Annotated in this window: 12 protein-coding genes; 4 read left to right on the top strand and 8 right to left on the bottom strand. The window is 47.3% G+C overall.

Annotated features, from left to right (window positions below):
* Positions 1 to 208: 208 nt before the first annotated feature.
* Both C942_RS06830 and C942_RS06835 read left to right on the top strand, forming a co-directional pair.
* Positions 209 to 1978: a methyl-accepting chemotaxis protein gene (locus C942_RS06830; protein WP_232428142.1), complete on the top strand. Its 1770-nt coding sequence runs from the start codon at positions 209 to 211 to the stop codon at positions 1976 to 1978.
* A gap of 382 nt (positions 1979 to 2360) precedes the next feature.
* A complete protein-coding gene (locus C942_RS06835; protein WP_007463960.1) occupies positions 2361 to 3992 on the top strand; it encodes a methyl-accepting chemotaxis protein in 1632 nt (543 codons plus the stop codon).
* 31 nt (positions 3993 to 4023) lie between these two features.
* Here C942_RS06835 and C942_RS06840 read toward each other — a convergent pair whose 3' ends face one another.
* Entirely contained in the window at positions 4024 to 4899 is an 876-nt protein-coding gene (locus tag C942_RS06840; protein WP_007463961.1) for a hypothetical protein, read from the bottom strand.
* Positions 4900 to 5058: 159 nt separating this feature from the next.
* On the opposite strand from C942_RS06840, the gene C942_RS06845 reads away from it, so the two are divergent.
* Entirely contained in the window at positions 5059 to 6345 is a 1287-nt protein-coding gene (locus C942_RS06845; protein WP_007463962.1) for a rhodanese-like domain-containing protein, read from the top strand.
* Positions 6346 to 6418: 73 nt separating this feature from the next.
* Here the strand turns inward: C942_RS06845 and C942_RS06850 are convergent, their stop codons facing one another.
* The 7 genes from C942_RS06850 to C942_RS06880 form a co-directional block, all read right to left on the bottom strand.
* A complete protein-coding gene (locus tag C942_RS06850) occupies positions 6419 to 6700 on the bottom strand; it encodes a hypothetical protein (RefSeq protein WP_007463964.1) in 282 nt (93 codons plus the stop codon).
* Positions 6687 to 8312, bottom strand: a complete 1626-nt coding sequence (locus C942_RS06855; RefSeq protein ID WP_007463967.1) for a hypothetical protein — start codon at positions 8310 to 8312, stop codon at positions 6687 to 6689. The genes C942_RS06850 and C942_RS06855 overlap by 14 nt, the downstream gene beginning before the upstream one ends.
* The gene (locus tag C942_RS06860; protein ID WP_007463969.1) at positions 8309 to 9415 is read right to left on the bottom strand and encodes a VWA domain-containing protein; all 1107 of its coding nucleotides are present in this window, start codon (positions 9413 to 9415) and stop codon (positions 8309 to 8311) included. Before C942_RS06860 ends, C942_RS06855 begins: the two co-directional genes overlap by 4 nt.
* Complete coding sequence (locus C942_RS06865; RefSeq protein ID WP_036798955.1) at positions 9408 to 11747, bottom strand: DUF5682 family protein; 2340 nt, start codon at positions 11745 to 11747, stop codon at positions 9408 to 9410. Before C942_RS06865 ends, C942_RS06860 begins: the two co-directional genes overlap by 8 nt.
* Positions 11734 to 12825, bottom strand: a complete 1092-nt coding sequence (locus C942_RS06870) for an ATP-binding protein (RefSeq protein WP_007463973.1) — start codon at positions 12823 to 12825, stop codon at positions 11734 to 11736. Before C942_RS06870 ends, C942_RS06865 begins: the two co-directional genes overlap by 14 nt.
* Before the next feature lie 106 nt (positions 12826 to 12931).
* Positions 12932 to 16582, bottom strand: a complete 3651-nt coding sequence (locus tag C942_RS06875) for a DUF4132 domain-containing protein (RefSeq protein WP_007463976.1) — start codon at positions 16580 to 16582, stop codon at positions 12932 to 12934.
* A gap of 378 nt (positions 16583 to 16960) precedes the next feature.
* Positions 16961 to 19714 (bottom strand): cation-transporting P-type ATPase, encoded by a 2754-nt coding sequence (locus C942_RS06880; RefSeq protein WP_007463979.1) that lies wholly within the window; start codon positions 19712 to 19714, stop codon positions 16961 to 16963.
* A gap of 273 nt (positions 19715 to 19987) precedes the next feature.
* Between C942_RS06880 and C942_RS06885 the strand changes: the two genes are divergently transcribed.
* Positions 19988 to 20824, top strand: a complete 837-nt coding sequence (locus tag C942_RS06885) for a formate/nitrite transporter family protein (protein WP_007463981.1) — start codon at positions 19988 to 19990, stop codon at positions 20822 to 20824.
* The last annotated feature ends 67 nt before the right edge of the window (positions 20825 to 20891 follow it).

Genomic DNA, 20891 nt, shown 5'->3' on the forward strand with positions numbered 1-20891 from the left:
GGGTATGAGTGACATACAGCTTTAAGCTTTTCTTCCCTATAAAGTTATATCCATTATTAAAGGGTCTGAATAAATGAACTCGCTCGGGTTTAAAAAAACAATAATAATATCTGTTGCATTATTAGTAGCAGCAAGTCTGCTCGCTTCTAATTGGCTTGCTTATCTTTCATTGAAAGAAAGTACGATTGATGCAGTGAATGATAAATCAATGTCGACCTTGTCTTATGAGGCTGGCAGGATAGAAACCTGGTTCATTAATAAGGCAAAGTCTGTTCAGTCTGTTGCTGATAATTACGATCCGAACCTGACTCCGGAGAGTTTTGTAAAGCTGGCGAAATTAACGGCAGAGGGATCCGGATTCAGTTATGTTGTTTTTGGGTTGGATGATGGCCGCGCCTTCATGAATGAAAGCGATGATGTCTGGGTTAACGGTATTGCTGATACAGATAAATACGATCCTCGTGTCCGCCCTTGGTATAAACAGGGAAAGAGGTCTGACAGTCTGACTTTAGCTGACATTTATACCGACTCAGGTACTGGTGAGCAGCTAATCTCGCTTGTTAAGCGCGTAAGTAACGGGGTTATTCTTGGGGATATTGAGCTGTCGATTCTTTCTGAAACCGTTCAAAACGTGAACTTTCCCGGCGCTGTAACGTCGATTGTTGATGAAACGGGAATGGCGCTGGCATCCAATTCTCCTGCTCTTAAGGTTGGCGTTCGCTTGGATAACCTGGGCATGGCGAATGTGTGGCAGGCTGTGGTGGCAAATCATGAGCTGACGATGCCTTATACACTGAATGGTGTAAACAAGGTGGCTTTTTCCCGTGAAATCGAGTTGGTTAACGGCAAGCGTTGGTATCTGTTTATCGGTGTCGATGAGTCAGTTGCCTATGCTGAAGTGGATAAGGCGCTGACAAATGCTATTTTCACCTCGCTGCTGATGTTAGCTGTTGGGATCGTATTGGTTGTGGCTATACTGAACTTCCTGTACCGCCCGATCTTGTCATTGAAAGAAATGGTGACGGATTTATCTCAGGGGAATGGTGACCTTACCCGTCGTTTACCTGTGACCAGCGATGATGATCTTGGTCAGATTTCACAGGGAATAAATGTCTTTATTGCGAATCTGCAAACAATGATGCGTGATGTTTCTCAGGCTTCGCAGCATATATCTCACAGTGTGGATGAGCTTAAAAAGCAGACTGAAGTTAATCATCAGGTACTGATTGCTCATACCTCTGAAACCGATCAGGTTGTTGCCGCGGTGGAAGAAATGAGTGCGACCGCCAGCGATGTGGCAAGTAATGCGGCAGAAGCATCTGAGTTTACGCATAAAACAAACTCGCAGGTTGTTGAATCTAAAGACGTCGTCACACAGGCGACAACCACGGTTTCGCAGCTGGTTGATGAAGTTGAAAAAACATCTGACAGCATTACTGCCATTGAAAAAGACACCCAAGAAATCACCAACGTTCTGAAAGTGATTGGTGAAATTGCCGAGCAAACTAACCTGTTGGCACTGAATGCAGCGATTGAAGCAGCACGTGCCGGTGAACAAGGCCGAGGCTTTGCAGTTGTTGCTGACGAAGTACGTGCTCTTGCGGCCAGAACGCAGGAAAGTACCGGTGAAATTGAGCAGACACTGAACAATCTCCGTAACGGTTCTAATGATGCGATTACAGCAATGGATACGACGAAATCGACGTGTGAGAAGTCAGCAGAAACGACATCCCTTGTAGCTCGCGATCTTGATACCATCTCAGAGTCAGTTAACCACATGAATGACCTTAATACTCAAATTGCGACAGCGGCAGAACAGCAAAGCTCAGTTGCCGGGGAAATTACCCAGAATATGAATGAGATACGAGGCATTGTGAGTCAATTATCTCAAAATGAAGAAGCGACACTGAATGAAACACTAAGCCTTGCGGCGGCAAACAGTCAGCTGATATCAGTGGTGGGTAAGTTTAAACTGTAAATTAACAACATGTTATAAGGCCTGATGTCACATTTCTATTTGGGGTATCAGGCCTTTTTTATATCGATATTTATCATTGAATTATGTCGTATAAGCTGTTTATGTTTGGAGAATGATATTTAAAACAATACCTTATTAATATGGTGAAAAATGTGAGTCTGATTCTGAAATCTCTTATTTATAGTAGTGTTATTCGTGTTTTGAGTCGCTCTTCCTTTTTAAGAAACTTGTAATTGTACCTAACCTTGCGGCGATGTATTATGCAGGTCTGTTAAATGGCGACGGTTTAACAGGACGAAATAAATGATTTATCTTGAGGTTGCTTACCCTGTAGTTTATGTAATCTCTTGATAAACAATAATTAAAAGAGATTTATTGCTATATGAATATAAAACAGCTATCGATAAAGACCAAACTCCTCTTTTTGGTTTTCCTCATTTCTTTCATTTTCATTTTTTCATCACTATTTATAAAATCAGCAAACAATCGAGTAGCCAGTAATTTTAATCAGTTTTATAGCCACACATTTTCTGCGACTATCTCTTTTGAAAATATTAAAAGCCTGCAAACTGACATTATGTTGAATGTCAGAGGTTTGCAGATTTCCTATCTATTGAATCTAAGCAATCAGGTTGATGGTTATATTACTAACATCGATCGCTCAACAAAGAAAACGCCTGAGTTGATGACGAAACTGAGACGTGAATTTGATGGTGACATGGCTCTGGTCGAAAAGCTGGAGCGTCAAATCCTGACTTTTCAGGACAAGACCAATGCCTTTGTGAAAGCGATGCAGGCCAGCGAGAATCACAAAGCTCCGTTTCCTGTGTTTGCCGCATTTCGTGATTCTTACACCGAGCTGGATAAGCAATTCAAAGAGCTGACAGAAATTAATAAGCAGGCGGCTGATTTTTCGTATAAAGATGCGACTGATGCTATCGATAATGCCACCTGGATGTACTATATCTCAATGGTCATTGCCCTTGCTGTAGCCGGCATCGTTGCTGTCTGGTTCTCGAATAAAATGATCCGCAACATCAATAAGGTAAAAGATGCAGCAGATGACCTAGCGAAAGGCAAGCTGACTACCCATTGTGATGTTGAAGGCGGAGATGAGATTGCGCAACTTAGCGATGCCCTGAATATCACCATTCAGAACCTGAACAAGACTCTGGCGGCAATTAGCAGTTCAACCATGGTTGTGACTAATAACAGCCAGACATTGCTTGAAGCGAATAATCATATCCAAAGTGTTGCGACAGAGGTTTCTGATAATACAGTTCAGGCAGCGACAGCAATTGAAGAGTTGACTATCACTAGTAAAGATATCGCTAATAATACTTCTGAAACCGCGCATACTTCTGACAGTATGACTGCACTGGCTCATAAAGGAATTGAATCATCTCATGAAACTAAAGATGCGGTGATGGGGCTGGTGAGCAACCTCGATAAGGCTTCGGCTGTAGTGGGGCAACTTCGCGATGAGTCCAGCCGGATCGAAAGTATTCTTGATGTGATCCGTGGCATTTCTGAGCAGACTAACCTGCTGGCATTGAATGCGGCGATTGAAGCAGCGCGTGCTGGTGAGCAGGGGCGCGGTTTTGCCGTTGTTGCTGATGAGGTTCGTAGCCTGGCTCAGCGATCTCAGTCTTCAGTGAATGAAATTGAGACCATGCTGACTCAACTGAGTTCTGCCTGTGAGCATGCGGTGAGTATGATGGCTGAGAGTACTGAAATTGCGACGTCTGCAGAAGGCAGGGTTGTTGAAAGTAATGAGATGATTGAAGAGATTCTGGCGATGATCCAGCAAGTAAATGCTCAGACTCAACAAATCGCAACGGCAGCGGAAGAGCAGAGTTCGGTAGCGGCTGAAATCAGTACCAATATGCATGTGGTACAGGAGCTGTCTAACAGAGCTGCCCAGATATCTTCAGATACCGTTGCCAGCAGTAACGAGATGAATCATGTCAGCCAGCAGGTAGAAGAGCAGGTGCGTTTCTTCGAACTGCGTTAATCAACCTATATATTGCTTAAGTTACTAATAACTAACCACAAACAAACCATGAGTTGGCAGCGGCGGTAATATACGCCAGCCGGTGCCACTCAATTTCTTCCAATACCGGGGCTGTTCGAATATCGCCTCTCAATTTAGTGGTTGCGGCGACTTTCACCATTCCGTTGCCGACACTGTGGACTGTTCCCCGATAGGTGTAACCAATATTAGTATCTTCAGGTCGGTTATAGAGGCAGACGACAGCGCCGATTTGGGTGTAGATATATTCACTCTCTTCGTTCCAGAATTCTGTTGCCACTGGCTCCTTAGGAGCATCGTAGAGGTGTCCGTGTGTTGAGTCTGGTACAACTAATCTGCGGTTGGAAGAGTAGGGCTGATAGCCCAGAATCTGAGCTGCTTCAAACCACTGATCCCGGCTTGCTTCAGTATTTTCTATGACTTTCAGAGTGACAAAAGGGCCATCCAGGCATAAATCTGCCCATAATTCGGTCCTTGAAATTTTGGCATAGAACAAAGGGTATTCTTGTACTGTATTGGCATCATCAACACACCATGTTCCTGTTTGTTGGTGGATTAGTTGGCCATGGTTAGCATCACAGACCCTTTTAGCCAGAAGATCGAACTCTTCTATATCAGCGGCTGCACTCTGTGTGTTTTTTGCGCAATAACGGTAGGTAAATGAGAAGGCGCTTTTAGGGTAGAAAAGGCCTTTATCGACAATTGCACCGTTAATGCGAGTGTCATTAAGGCTAATAAAGCCTTTGGCTGAATCGTGGAAGCGGTAAGTGTGCATGTTGTAATCTGAGTCTGAAAATGAACTGCAGCCTGTCAGCACAATGGCTGTGATTGTTGTTGACAGTATTGATGAGATATTTAGTCGGGCAGTCAAGATTTGCTGGACAGACATACGCAACACACCTGTAACCGTAATAATAAATATTTTTAATTATATAAGCTGTTCAGAGTATGGCAGCTTTTGGGAATTCAGGGAGTGTGATCACCGAGCAATAAAGCATGATATCGATAAGGTAACATATGCCATTAATTTTATATTTGGCGGTTTATTATGTTAAAAAACAGACTGTTAATGTTATCTTCTGTTGCAATTTTTTCTTATCCGGCGATGGCTGCAAGTTTCAATGATTTGGCAGAACTGAGTTCGAATGACTATCAGGTCATTGATTGCCGTTCCAGTAATCATTACAACGGCTGGCCGGAAGCAGACCAGAGTCGTGGTGGCCATTATCCAGGGGCGTTCAATATTGACGCGGATTGGCTGGATGGCCTCAATTCAGACGATTTTGCCGCTTTGCTTGATAAGCATGGTATTCAAAAGGGTAAGAGCACTTTTCTGTATTGCGAAGCCGATAAAGCGCAGCAACTGCAACAGAGATTAGCTCAGATGGGAATGAAGAATGTCGGGCTCATCGAAGAGGATGTAACCGCCTATAAAGGCGAACTTGAAGCATTGGAAAACTATCAGCAACTGGTTCCAGCATCATGGTTGAAGCAACTGGTTGACAGTCAGGAAGTCAGTTTTTCACCGGATAAAGGTTATGCAATTGTGGAGGTGGCATACGGTCCGCCGACAAAATATCTGGTTTCACATATCCCTTCTGCCCAGTACCTCAATACCAACGATATCGAATCTGAACCATTGTGGAATAAGGTTGATGATAAAAAGTTGGCAGAAACGATCAGAAACCTAGGTATTCGCTTTGATACAACCGTAATTTTGTATGGCCGCGATAATATTCCGGCAGCACGTGCAGCTAATATTCTGATGTACGCTGGAGTTAAGGATGTGCGGTTACTCAATGGTGGCTGGACTGCCTGGGTTGATGCCGGTTATCAGACAGAACCTATGCGTAACCATGCTGAACCGGTTGATTTTGGTAAACAGATTCCGGCAAATCCTCAGTACATCATTGATGTGCCGGAAGCGAGAGATATTCTGACTGATCCTGAGCATAAGTCACTGGTGAGTATCCGTACTTGGGATGAGTATATTGGTAAGATCAGCGGTTATACCTACATCAAGCCGAAAGGTCGGATTGTCGGTTCTAAATGGGGGCATGCCGGTTCTGACTCATTGCACCTGGAAGATTTTCGAAATCCGGATCAGACTATGGTCAGCCCAAGTGTCATGATGCGTTATTGGCAGCCATGGGGAATTAATAAAGATCAGAAAGTCTCTTTCTACTGCGGTACCGGATGGCGAGCTTCAGAAACTTTCTTCTACACCTATGTGATGGGCTGGAAAGATATCAGTGTGTTTGATGGTGGCTGGTATGAATGGAGCGGTGATCCAGCCAATCCGACTGCCACTGGTGAGCCGAAGAAAAACATTTAACTCATTCAAGCGAAAAGATAATTGGAAGGAGCGCAAAGCGCTCCTTTTTTCGTATTGATCAAAAATGGGTTAACTATTGAGAGAGCTGCCAGCTGATGGCAGAGCGTTCAATGGCCTGCATCAGGACCAGCAGTTGAGCGAACGCTGGTGCCGTGCTGGTATTATTGTTTGCATCAGTGGTCAGCTGTTGGCTAAGGGGAAGCACTTCGACAAGACCCAATAGTTCAGCATCCTGCTGCCATCGTTTTAGCTGGGTGCGGATTGATGGTGTCAGGTTGTCTGTTCCCTGCAGGCAAATAATTTGGGCGATCTGGTGCCACTGGCTGAAAAAGGTGCTGAGATTATGGTTGTGCATGGCTTTTTGCCTTAGTATTGAAGTCCGTTGCAGTGAATATATCCAATACATGGAATCCCACCGCTGATACGCTGGGCGCCCAACGTCCGAATAACAGTTTGGGGCCCTTGTATCCCGCTTTCCTTTGGCAATGTGCGCCAAGGGTAATGGCGAGCGTTTGACCGCATAGGGTCTCTACGGTGCAGCTGCCATAGGCTTGGTGTGAGTGCCAAGCCACCATCATATCGCTGTCAGTGATCACCCAGCCTAATGCATCGGTCAGTGGGTCGAAAAAAGGTTGACTGTACTGGTTTCCCAGTCGTTGCCACTGTGCATGGACCGACAAGGACGGGTCGTTCACCAAATTGTCCCAACTGATAGTTTGCGGGGTTGAAAGCAGGCGGTCTATTTTCAACGACTGGTTATCGCTCACTTGGCCCTTAAAATCGACACTTTGCAAGGCCAGTTCAGGTAGGGAAACCGTCTGATTGTCTGCCGTGATAATCCGTTGTCCCTTTAGTGCGGCACGGTGGTCCCAACTGCGATCCATATGGGCTTTGCGACCTTCACTAATGCAGTACCAGCGCGCGGCTTGTCGTTCATACAGGTAGAAACGGTAGCCTCTGGCATCGTCTTCGCTATGCCAGTATTCAGCGCTGACAGCCATGACATCCTGTAAGGTGACAGGGGTATATTGCCTTTTGTGTCGACCTGCCAGTTGGTAAAGGGGGAGTTGGCTCGGTGCGGCCTGAATTGCTCGCAGATAAAGCAGCAACTGTCCAATTTGTTCAAGGGCAATATCAGCCGTTGCGGTGAGATGCCGTTTGGTCACACCATCAAGGGTTCGCAGCAGTTTTCCCAGCAAGGTGGCGATTTTCGGTAGGTCGTGCTGACCCAGTTCGGTAACGAAGCTCTCTCCTTGCGTTAGCTGGATCGGTAAGACGTTCTTCAGTCCATAGCCCAGTATTTGGTTGAGCCAGTGTTCGACCTCCTTAATTTTCTCTTGCTGAGGCTCTTTTAGTTGTGTTTGTTGTTGCTCAGAAGGCAAGGTGAAGCGAGACTCCTGCACCGATAGCCCTATTATTGCCAAGGCTTGGTGTTGACAACGAGTTTCCTGACAAGAGCAAACGAGGCGGCTCCAGTCAACTTGGGCGGGCAAATATACTTGATAGGTTTTTTTGCCAATCTGGCAGTCGATCAGCGCGTGATCGGGATGAGTACTCAGTTTTATGGGTGCGCCTTTATGCCAGCTTGTCAGCGCTTTCTGGCTTTTGGTCTTGCCAAAAATAGCTTCCAGCTCTGCATAGTTTTCGACAAGCCATGGGGCTAGTTCGAATGCTACGGGGCTTGCTGCGGGTTGCGATGCAGGCAGGGATTGCAGAGCAAGTATAAAGGCTATTTTATGGCTGCAAGGCTCAAGGGCTCCGCAATCGCATTGTAAGGCAGTCAGTTCGGGGGTTGCCAGAGTGACCTGAAAACTATCAATGTGGCCGCTAATTGTATTTTCTTCGATCTGCCATTGAGTGATATCTGCATTGGCTGCCTGCTTTTTGGCACGGCGGAGCAGGCCACGATTGGTCCAGGTCAGCAGGAATTCATCGGTAATTTGTTGGGTCCAGGCTAGCAGCGTCATTTCTTTATCACCTCGGCAATCCATTGGCTCAAGTTTTCCGGTGTCATTGATGCGATGGGCATACCTTTCACGAGCAAATGTTCGGTTACATGGTTGTTGTACTGGGCATTGCCCTGTTGATCCAATGCTGTCAGGCCGAGGAGGGTAATGCCATCTTGCTGCATCTTGTCGACAGTTTGATAGAGTGGCTGTGGCGATCCGCCTTCAGCAAAGTCGCTGACAAGGACAACGATAGAACGTTGTGGGTGCTCAATTTGGCTGTGGGTAAAGGCAAGTGCACTACCGATGTCTGTTCCGCCACCCATCTGCACATTTAGCAGCACATTGAGTGGTGAATCGGCCTGTTCGGTAAAATCGACAACCCGGGTATCGAAGAGGTAGAGCCGGATGTTGAGCATCGGCAAGCGGCAGAATATCGCAGCAATTACTGAAGCGTGGATCAGGGCGCTGAGCATTGAGCCGCTCTGATCAATTACCAGGTAGATATCCCACGGGATCTGATTGTGTTGGGTCTGGTAGAAAAATGGTCTTTCCAGAATAAACGTGTCGTCTTCCGGCTGGTAATGCTTCAAGTTGCGCGTTATCGTGCGTTGCCAGTCGGTATAGGACAAGGGCATGGGGCGAGCTTGTGTCAGCGGGATCCGTTGGCGGCTGAACATGCTGCGAACCGGCTGTGATAACACTTGTTCAAGTTCTTCACAGACGGTGCTGATAATACGCTCGATCTCTGGCGACAGGCTTTCTGGTAGTTTGTCCTTGAAGGCCAGTAAGGTTTGTAGCAGTGCCATATCCGGCTTTTGTTGACGCAGCAGTTCTTCGTCCATCAGCAATTCAGTCAAACCGTAATGGTCTAATCCGTGACGTTGCAAGATATCGGCCGTTGCTTTCGGGAAGGCTCGGCGCACTTTGTGCAGCCAGTCGACCGGGCAGGGCGAGCCGGAGTGTCTTCCGCCGATGTGGTGCCATGGCACCCTTGCCTGATACTCCCTGTCATAAAGCTCATCCAGACATTCATCTTTGCGCGTGTCGTCTTCGCCGAGTGTCTGTGGAAACCGGCTACCGAGGATCAGGCGCCAGCGGCGGGAAAGTTCGTGATTATTCATAGTCGATCCCCCAGAATTCTAAACCTTGCAGTGCGTGCTGTCTGATTTGTTGCATCAATGCAATGTCACAGGCATCGGGTTGTCTTTCATATGCGATCTGATCGGGATCTTGCTGGCAAAGTTCACTGATTTGCGCAAAAGCATCGTAATTGAGTTGCAGGAATGCCCGTCGCATGGCTGGCAGAACTTGCAGGAATAGCGTTTCGTCGCACGAGGTTAGAAATTGATCTAATTGTTGTTTCAGGCTGGCTTGCTGGTATAGCAAATAGTCAGCTGCGATGGCGATACCATAGCAAAAATCACCCAAAGCATCTGGCTCTCGGTGGCACTGTTCGATGACGTTTTGCAGGGCGTCGCCCAGAATCGGACAGTTATCTGCTTGGGATAGTACTGTTGCGATGGCAGCACAGGCACCATGAAGGGAATCGGTGTACTGGCTGGCCGGGATAGCGATTAATGCATCTTGCAGGTAGCTCGGCTGGCAAATATCGGCACGTTGTTGCGTCAGCTTCAGAAGCTCTGCCAGCAGCGGTAATAGTTCTTTTTCATGGCGCGGATCGACCAGTCTTGGCAGGCGGGCACAGAGCCGAACGAAACTGTGCTGTATTACCTGCTCAAACTCATGCTGGTGGCTGTGAGCAAGCAGCCGGTTGCCCGACAGGCACTGGAAAAGTAATGACAGTGAGGGATAGAGTTGTGTCAGATCCGTTTCGCTGTCGATTTGGCGTTTGACCAGTGTAAGTAACGGCGATAACCAGTTTGGCATGCCCATTTGCAGGACCGCGAGCAGTAACGTGACGCTCTGGTAGCTTGTCATATCGCTGCGGTTTAGTCGCTGGCGGAGGGTATTGTGGATCACTTCTTCTATCGTGCTACCAAGGTGACTCTGTTCGACAAGAGCACTTTCGGTTTCCGGGCTGAATCGGATTAACCATTGTTCCCGTACCCGCTGTAATTCAGATTGGTCAGCGAAATTAGGGCCACCCAATTGTGTCGCGTAGGGAACACTCAGGAACGCCAACTGGTGCAAAAAATGTGATTGCCGAAGGTGGTTGGCCTGTCGGTAGATAGCTAGTTCCTTGCGGGTTTCACCGTCGATCAGCTGTGAAGGTAGCTTCAATTGGCTACTGCGTTCACGAAAATCGATGACAATCGGCGCAGTTGGTAAATTTTTGGCAAGGCTTCCTGCTTTTGACTCAGTAAAGAACTCATCAATCCAGGCATGGAATGCGTGTTGGGTTTCTTTGATAAAAGTCAGTTGCGCAGCTTCGATGAATTCGCTTCGTCCCGGGGCAATATCACGCAGCTGTGCCAGTTGTTCAGCGGCCACAACCAAGTCTACGCATTGCGGCATGGCAACGTTGTGGCCTTTGCTGGTAAGGAAGCTCATTAGTTCAGTGGCCAGTTCAGTGTGAACATGACGGGTTAGAGTCCCGAGCTTTTTGAGTGGAGCCGTTTTCAGCTTTTTCCACCAGTGCGCATAGTAACCACTGTGGCTGAGGCTGGCTCCATAATGGCGGTGACTTAGCCGTGACAGCGGATAAGGGACGAGGTGGCAGCCGGATCGCTGGTCGCGTTCCGGCTCAAGATTAAGAGACTGTTCCTGCTGGAGGAAATGCCAAATTCCCTGACAGTGGAATGCGCCGCATACGACCAGGACTTTTTGTCCGGCGGCGAGGCATGGTGCGATACGGCTTGCCATGTACTGTTCGCGCAGCAGGGTATGTGGTTCGGCACCGGTTTGGTGCTGACGCATCTGGCTGCCAAACAACTGCATTTGTTCGAAGAAGGACTCAGCTGAAGCCGAGTATTGATGCTCAAAGTAGCGGTCCCACCATTGGTCAAATGACTCACAATGGCTCTTGGCAAGCAATGCCTCGATATAGGTTTGGCTGAAAGTAGCTTCGCTATCGTAGAGCAGCGGATCTGTGTTTGATATTTCCTCGTCTTCGTCCTCACCCAATTGTATTGGCCAGTGGGTATATGGCAGATCGATAAACTGGCAGGGTATGTTGTGTAGTTTCCCGGCCTGCAGGGCATTCCATTCGGGTGACATTGGGGCGAACGGGATAAAACCGCGTCGAGCTTGGTTGTCTTTGGCGATGCTGTACATGTACGCGGCTACGGGCGGTTTTGTCTCGCTGGATTGCAAGTAGGCGATTAGCGACTGCGCATCAGCAGGGGTTTCAATTAAAATCACATCGGGCTTGTGCCGTTTGATCAGTCGCAGCAATTGCCAGCTACAGATTGGACTATGGTGACGAACCGGTGCCCAGATCAGGTTGGGGTTGCCGTTGAGTGCCTCCAAAGCCATTTTGTTAGCGTCCGGCATCTTGGCTGCCTTCGAGGAATGAACACCATAGCGGATCATTGCTACGCTTGCGTTTGATTACACGCAGATAATCATGCAGACAGGCTTCGTCTTTGTGGTTGTCTTTGATCACGGCACCTTGCAGGTAGGTGGCAAGGTGGGCCGGGGTGATGGCTTGCTCACCGAAGTAATGGCATTGCATTGCGGCATGGTAGGCGAGGTTGATAGCCTCCGGCACAGACAACAAGGTTGATGGCGACTCAATGGCGATACCGGCAACCGTGCCAGCTTTGAGTTCGTCGAACACGGTCACTAACAGGGTTGCGGTATCTTGATCCAGGCGCAGACCGATGTCGTCATATTGTAGCCTGTCGTTAACTTGGCTTAGTACCAGCTCAATACGGTCCTTGCGCTGTGCCAGCGGTTTTAGTGTTTCGAAGTTGAAACGGCGTTTTAGGGCAGAGGAAATTTGGTTTACACCGCGGTCATTGAGGTTGGCCGTGGCGATGATGTTGAATCCCGGTTGTGACAGCAGGTAGTTCTGCTCATGCTGGATTTCGGGAATATGCAAAATACGGTCAGAAAGAACCGGGATCAGGCTGTCCTGCACTTCGGTCGGGCAGCGGGTGAGTTCTTCGAAACGCATGATGGCTCCGTTCTTCATCGCTTGGTAGAGCGGACCCGGCACCATGGCATCAAGCGTCGGTCCTGATTTCAACAGGGCGGCATAGTTCCAGCTGTAGCGGATATTTTCCTCAAACAAGCCGGCACTGCCTTGTACCGTGAGGGTGCTGTTACCGCAGATTGCTGCTGTCAGTAACTCAGAAAGCAAGGATTTGGCCGTACCGGGTTCGCCGACCAATAACAGGCCTTGCTGTCCCAGCAGGGTAACAATGGCGCGTTCGACGGCACTATCGTTACCGTAGATCTTGCGGGTAATGGCTTGGCCCGCAATAGGCTGTTCGCTGCCAAGAATGAAGGTGCGAACCATTTTCGGGCTTAACTGCCAGCCTGCGGGTTTGGCAAAAGTATCGGCTTCGCGAAGGGCGTTAAGTTGGTTCTGGTATTGCTGCTCTGCGGGCAGGCGCTGTACGTTCATGATATTGCTCTATGCAATACAGCCAAAGCGGAAGTCGCTTTGGCTGTTAATTAAAAAGTTCCCGTTTCAGGCCGCGGGAGCGATGCCATAAACGGGGTGGAATCGATTATTGATACCCGTTGACGGCTTCGCGAACCAGTTCCTGTACCAGTCGCAGTGGCAGTTGCTCGATATCTTTTTTGAGCTTTTTGTATTCAGGCTCATCGAGTTCTGCATAGCAGTAGCTGCCGCGAGGCAGGGCTCCGGCTTGGTAGAATTCAATCTTGTCAATGGCGATGTCACTCTCGTCTGATTCATAGCCATAACCGCCGTGCCATACTGCTTCGTCGAAGGTGATTTCGATACCTAGTTCGCCTTCGTCGATTTCCTTATACAGCTCATCAAAGCTGCCGGCATCGCGTACTGAGCCAATAGCCCAGCCTTTTTTGCGCAGGCGGTTGATCACAGTCGATGGCGACTTGCGGAAAGTAAGGTTCGGGACATAGGCCAGCGGATCTTTTTCGGTTGGTGTCAGAGTCAGCATCGGGCGTGATAGCTGATCGAACAGTACCGAAATTTCCCAGTCAGCGAAGTAATCCAGCCACTCGGCCAGTTGTTCCGCTGTCAGCTCACTTGGATGAACCAGGCCGATATGGCTGTTCGGAGCGATATCTAGTGCTTCGTCATCTACGGTAATAACAGCCGGGTTGACGGTGAAGGTTTGTGTCAGCGTATTTTGTTCGTAGATCCCCCATACAAGCTGGCTGGCGAGCTTATTCATGACAGGGTTGGCAAGGAACAGCTCTGCCCATTTGTCGTATTGCCATTGGCGCCATACGACAAAGGCGTCTTCCAGGCGGTGGGTTTGCAGTGTCACCATATCCTTGAGCATCTTCTTCAGATCGGTGAAGTGCTTGCTGACTGCCGCCGCGGCTTGCGCATCGTCATCGAATTTTGGCTTCGGAAGGGATTTGACAATTTTCCTGTCTGGTTTGCGGATAGAGAACTTCAGCTCCTTGTTGAGGATCAGAGCAAAGTCCTGACCGCAGTATGATAACGGAATGGTATTGTCGACAAAGCCGATGTTGTCGACCAAGCTATCACCCAGTTCACCTTTAGTGATGCCTTTTTGGCTGGCGCCGATGGCAAAGGCTTCTTGGATCGCTTCTTTTACACTTTGTTTCTTGGTATTGCGGCTCAGACGATCCAGCCCCATGTAGACCTGAGTTAGTCCGCTGCCACCCATCTGCTTGATGAGGTGGGCTGCCAATTGGTGTTTCGACCCGTTCGCCCAACGCTCGATAAGCGGCATTAGCAGTTTGACGGTGTTGATGCTGGCGTGAAGGGCCGGGATTGTCAGCAACCAACGGTTCTTGGCTGTGATGCTATCCGCGTACTGGCTGATCAGGTAGCACATGAAGCTATCAAGCGAGTCTTCGGTGATTTGTGACAGAATTGCTTCGCCTTCTGAACTTGGCACGAAGGCTTCATGATGCTGGTAAACCTGCAGTAACTGAATGGCCGCTTCGTAACCGTTGCTGCCGTCCTTGGTTTCGATGAGATTAAGGATCTCCTCGCTGACCGGCAGTTTTTTCGGTGCTTGATAGCTTTCGGCAAGGTAAGCTGCCAAATCAAAACGACCATCGGCGGTTTTGTAGAGATGGACAAAGTTGATATTACCATGCTGGATTAGCAGGGTACGAGACTGGGTCTCGCTGACTTTATTCAGCAGGTCAAGGGCGGTTTCTTCGTTAAGGGAGCCTTGGCACAGACACTCAACCGCATTGATTTCCTTTTGGCCGCTGAAATCTTCCAACTGTTCTGCGATGGTTGATCGCACGGCTTGTTTTAGTGCGTCCGGCAGTGAACTAATACAGGCTTGCAAGTTGGCATTCAGGCCCTTTTGCTTTTCTTTGAGCATGTCGATGAGCAATATTGCCTGATCGTGATCGGTAATGGTGCCTTTCAGGCAGATCAGCAGCAGAGCCTTGACGGATGCCGAGCCGGCAGCAATGTGTTTGACACAAGGAATATTATGTTGCTGCAAGTAGGCTAATTCAGTTTTCGACATTATCTCCGGGTAGTAGATCCCTTCGTAATAGCAAACTTTGCTATCAATATCGAGTTTACATTGCTTGTTAATGTTTTGAGTATAGCCAATCAGCCCCTTCATATAACTCGCTTCACACTGCGGGTACTTGATTGCAACATTGCTTAGCTGGCGAAGAGGGTTTGACTGGTATTCGTTGGCGGCATTATCAACAAAGTCGACAACCAGTTTGTTGTTTTTGCCATTAAAGAATACTGTCGCTAAGCGCTCCAAATAAGGTTGGGATAGCCATGATAGGTATTTAATGTTGCTGTTATCCAGCGCGACTTTTGCAACCCTATCTGCATTTTCCCCTGTAAGGATGAAATGTAGCAGGGCGTCATTGTCTTGCTCTTTTTTAGTGATACGAGGAATATATTTACGCAGTAAGGCTTGGTCGAAAAGATCCTTGCGCTCTGACAGTTCCGGCGCATCTGAAATTTGAGCCAACAGTCCATGGATAATGTCACATTCTGGCTTGGTTGGGTTGTCGTTGTAATACCAATCCCAAATATTGGTAGCGCCGAATCGTTCACACAATAATTTCAGCAGTTGCAGGTGTGGATTGTTGGTGAAGTGTTCTGCTTTGGGTGTTTCGTAATTTCTCAGGCAACAGTGATAGTGTTGACTAATATAATTCATCAGGTATTGGATGAAGCTTGTCTGGAGAGCAGGGTACAACTTTATGGCATCGTCCAGTTCTTCCATTAATGTATTTGCATTTTTGAATGCACAGTAGTTGTAGGAAGAGAAGAAACGTAATTGATCAATCCATGTTTTGATATCCAGTCCGAGGATAATTTTCGAGAAGTTATATACGTATTTGGAATCGCCAAACCGATGGAATAGATCCAAATCAAGGATGAAATGAATCAACTCCTTGAATTCTTCATCGTGGAGAAGGGTGAATTCTTCTTTTTCGCTGGATGAATAGCGATCTTTGTCTGTCGCTAGTTGAGAGGCAACGAACTCGAGATCCGTTTCCCAGTTTCCTGTACCGTCAAAAAGTGCTACGAAGCGGTCAAAGGCTTCCTGCGGCAATGCGGTGCGGTACAAGGCGCCATTGAACTTATCGCGACGGTTGTGGATTTTTTTGTTGTGATCCTGAAGACAAGCGATAAAGTACTCGCGGAAAATGGCATCAAACTCAGCACAGTCTTTTTTATCATAGGCTTCCCTCATCTTTGGTTGAAGGTATAGCTTTAGGTAAAGGTGGTGCGAGTAGTTATAGAAACCTTCTGATTTGTGCTTGTCATGTTGGAGAAAGTCACTCACTTCCTGTTCTGGGAAGCTGATTTTTGATAGTTTGAAGAAGGCTTTTTTGATGTCATCCCATTCATCAAGAGTGAATACTTTGTCGAGAATTTCTTCTGTGTTGTTACCTAGCAACGTATAAAAATCTGGATAGAATGCTATTAACTCATCAATATCTACTGCTTCTAGCCAGTCAAAATTTGATGCTGAGCTTAGAAGTGCGGCTAGAAAACGCTGGATATAAAGCGCATCGTCGTCGACAGACTTTAACTCACGGATGATATTTCTAATGTAAAAACCAGCGAAATGATCTTTAGAGCCAGAATATATTGCGGACTGTTCTTGATTGAATACAAATTCACTAATGTCATCCGCGATTTTATCCGAAATATAGTAACTCTGTTTTATCTCTGTAATGAGATCACTGATTTTCATTATTAAATTCCATTGTCATTATACTTAACAAGATATTTACGTAGTGGTACGTAAACTCTCAATAGGATTCCACAAGTTAATGGCTACTTGGTTCTGAATCAATAATTAGCAGTTGAAAATGCATTTTGCTATAGTTTTGTGAGATGTTCGTCGATAACTTATGCTGTAAGCGTTATATGACTGGGTACTTTTTCAATTGCTATTTATATTAATTAGCGTCAGTTGTTTTGTTTAATTAATATTGACGTAATAATTTTATTCGTATCTGATTCTGAGTCAGAGGTAAGTAGATATTTGAACGCAATTTCTAAACCACAGACTTCAGTTAATGACTATGGCTGCGGTTTAGGATCATGAGACTATATTGCTGGATCTGTATTAAATGTTATCTGCCGATTTGGTTCGGTTAGGGTGAAAACGACGAACTAGGTATTTCTCCAGTTCCACCAGAAACAGCACTGATGAGGCGATCAAAGTAATGTTAAACCAAGTGTTTGCATTAATTGCTGTCGTTGAAAACAGAAGCTGGAAAGGCAGCAGATAAGTAAAGCCTAGTTGAAAAACAATCAATACAGCGATAGCCAGCAGAATAAAGCGATTACCGGTGAATCCTTCCCATGAAAAAACAGAGCCGGTGATATAGCGCGAATTGAATAGGTAGAAGATTTCAAACATCACCAGAGTATTCACGGCAGCAGTTCTTGCGTAATCCACGCTTTGTCCGTTCCCTGTCTCCCAAAGAAAAATACCTAATGTTCCGCACATAAGAATGAATGATACAAAGATAATCCGCCAGGTCAGCAGGGTATCAAGCATAGGTTCATCAGCATCACGTGGCGGACGTTTCATCACCTCGCTCTCCGGAGGCTCAAAACCAAGTGACAGGGCAAGGGTGACGGTAGTAATCATATTGATCCAGAGAATTTGCACTGGGGTCAGCGGGAGTTGGTGAAAGCCGTAGGCGACAGCCGCAATGATACAAAGTGAAACGCCGCCGCTGGTCGGTAGGATAAACAAAATCGCTTTTTTCAGGTTGTCGTATACCGTCCGTCCTTCTTCGACGGCATAGGCAATGGAGGCAAAGTTATCGTCGGCAAGTACCATTTCTGCCGCTTCTTTTGCCGCTTCAGTCCCATTTTTGCCCATGGCTGTGCCAACATCACAGCGCCTTAGTGCCGGGGCATCGTTAACGCCGTCACCGGTCATAGCAACGATAGATCTTTTTTGCTTGAGAGCGTTAATCAGGCGGACTTTATGCTCAGGACTGACTCTGGCATAAACATCAACGTTATCGACTTCGTTCTGAAGTTGTTTGTCTGTGAGGTGCTGAAGTTGTTGTCCGGTCAGGACATCATCAGGATTTAGTAATTTTAATCGTTGGGCGATCGCTTTTGCTGTCATCGCATGATCCCCGGTGATCATTTTGACTCTGATCCCTGCTTGCTTGCACTTATTGACTGCTCTTATGGCTTCTTCCCTTGGCGGGTCAATCAACCCGAACAAACCCAGCATGATGAAATCTTCCTCGACATCAGCAAACCTCAGTTCTTTCTGGCCCTTACGTGCCGGTTTGTAGGCAACAGCCAGTACACGCTGTCCTTGCGAGGCTAATTGCTCGATTTGTTGTTGCCAGAACTGGTGATCTACTTGCTCAAGTGAGGAGTCTGTTTTTTGCTGTTCACACATTTCCAGTACCCGTTCAGGGGCACCTTTGACGAAGATAAAGCTATCTTTGCTGTGATCGTGATTATGACTGTGGTGCAGGGTTGCCATAAATCGGTGTTCTGACTCGAACGGGATTAGATCATCCCGAGGGTATTGCTTAGTTTCTGTGTCCTGCTCCTGTCCGGTTTTCAATCCGGCAACCAGAAGCGCTCCCTCCATTGGATCGCCATGCACGCACCAGCCATGGCTGTTTTGCTCTAGTGAGGCGTCGTTACACAAAACGGCAGCGCGTATTATTTCAGTTAGCAAAGGTTGTTCGTCGGCTGGAACGGTTTGCTCTCCAACCATAACAACACCATGAGGGTCATATCCGGTACCGGTGAGCGTGTAGAGAGTATTTGTTGTGACAATGGAACGTGCAGTCATTTCATTGCGGGTGATGGTGCCGGTTTTATCGGTACAGATAACACTGACAGAGCCCAGCGTCTCAACCGCTGGCAGACGGCGGATGATGGCATTACGGCGTGCCATGCGCTGTACACCAATAGCCAGTGTGATGGTCATAATGGCTGGTAAGCCTTCTGGAATGGCGGCAACCGCAATACTGACAGCTGCGAGGAACATTTGAGTGGCTGAATAATCACGAAGAAAGACTCCGATAGCGAAAGTTGCCAGTGCGATGGCAAGGATCCATGCGGTCAGCCAGCGGGCAAAGCGACTCATTTGAATTAACAGCGGTGTGGTTTCATGCTCGATTTCTGAGACCAGAGTGCTGATTCTGCCAATTTCAGTATCAGAGGCGGTAGCAACGACAATGCCGCTTGCCTGACCATGAGTAACTAAGGTGCCGGAAAACGCCATGCAGAAACGATCACCAAGAATCGCATCTGATTTGACCGTATCTGTGTGCTTTTCCACAGTGACAGATTCCCCTGTCAGTACTGCTTCGTTGATCTGGAAACTTTTGACTTTAAACAGTCGGAGATCAGCCGGTACTTTATCTCCGGATTGGAGCATAACAACATCGCCGCAGACCAGTTCTTCCGCGGGAATTGTCATTTGGCGGTTATTTCTGATCACTAACGCATTAGGTGACAGCATTTGCCGTATTGCTTTGAGTGCATCTTCAGCTTTGCCTTCCTGAATGAAACCGATAACAGCATTAACCAGCACGACGCCAAGGATCACTCCGGCATCAAGCCAATGACCGAGAATAGCTGTGGTAAAACAAGCAATAAGCAGTACATAAACCAGAACATTATGGAATTGGTAAAGGAAGCGAACTAAGGGACTTCGCCGTTTAGCCTCAGGGAGTTTATTCGGGCCATCACGATTCAGCCTCTCCTGAGCTTGTGGTTCGCTCAGGCCTTCAAATGATGATTTTAAGTTTTCAGTTATATGCTCTGGCGTTTCAGCATGCCATGGCGGAAACGAAGAGGTTGACTGTTGGTGGTGGCCGTTTTTCATCCATGTTCTCCTTAATCCAACATCTAACCCCTTAAGAACTAAAACTAAGTTAAGCACACAGCAGGAAATAATCAGGATGGAATCGGGATTGTTGAGAGCTTTGACACATTTATAAGAGTTGTTTATCAGCAATGTGAAAGCAAAATCATCCACATTTATTAGGGCTTTATATTGATAAAACAGCAATCTGGTCTAGCTTAAAAAGCAGATTTCCCCCCGTTGCTTTTTATTTTTGTCACGGGGACTTGTCAGATTTAATACCAAGGAGTTGGCATGGCTGATCTTTACGGTTTTGATGCGTTTTCTCCCAAGCAAATTGCTGAGAAAGTCGATACGCTCGGAGTCACGAAAGCAAGGTTACCACTGCTCTCTATGGTGATGCTGGGGGTGTTGGCTGGCGCATTCATTGGTCTCGGCGCTTTGTATTTCACTCTGGTTAAATCTGACGCTTCTTTCAGTTATGCCACCGGGCAGGTTCTTGGTGGCATGATGTTTTCGATGGGCTTGCTGCTGGTCATTGTGGCCGGGGCTGAACTCTTTACCGGGAATAATTTGTTGGCAATGGCCTGGGCGGATAACAAAATTACTACCGCAGAGCTGCTGAAAAACTGGCTGGTTGTTTGTGTGTCTAATTTTGTCGGTGCGACAGGGCTGGCGATTTTGGTTTTCCTTTCCGGTCATACCGACCTTAATAACGGGGCGATTGCCGCGGTTTATCTCAAGATTGCGGAAGCGAAATGTGATATGCCATTTTGGACCGCTTTCTTTCGCGGTGTGCTCTGTAATGTGCTGGTGTGTATGGCAGTGTGGATGGCACTGGCTGGGCGCAGTGTGATTGATAAAGCGGTGGCGATTATCTTCCCGATTTCAGCTTTCGTTGCCGCCGGTTTTGAGCACAGTATCGCTAATATGTATTTCATCCCGTTGGCGATGCTGCTGAAATTATCCGGTGATGCCGGGATTGCGGCGGAGTCGGTCACCATGATGGGATTTATCGGCAACCTGATTCCTGTGATTCTAGGGAACCTTGTCGGTGGTAGTGTGCTGGTGGGCCTTGTTTATCATGTGATTTACCTCAGAGGGGCGAACCCGACTAAGCCGAAGGATTAATCTTACTGATTTTATGGCGCTATTCTCATGCCTGCTTCTATTGAGGTTCGGCATGATTGCTATACTC

Origin of the sequence: Photobacterium marinum (genome assembly GCF_000331515.1) — a bacterium.
Taxonomy (GTDB): domain Bacteria; phylum Pseudomonadota; class Gammaproteobacteria; order Enterobacterales; family Vibrionaceae; genus Photobacterium; species Photobacterium marinum.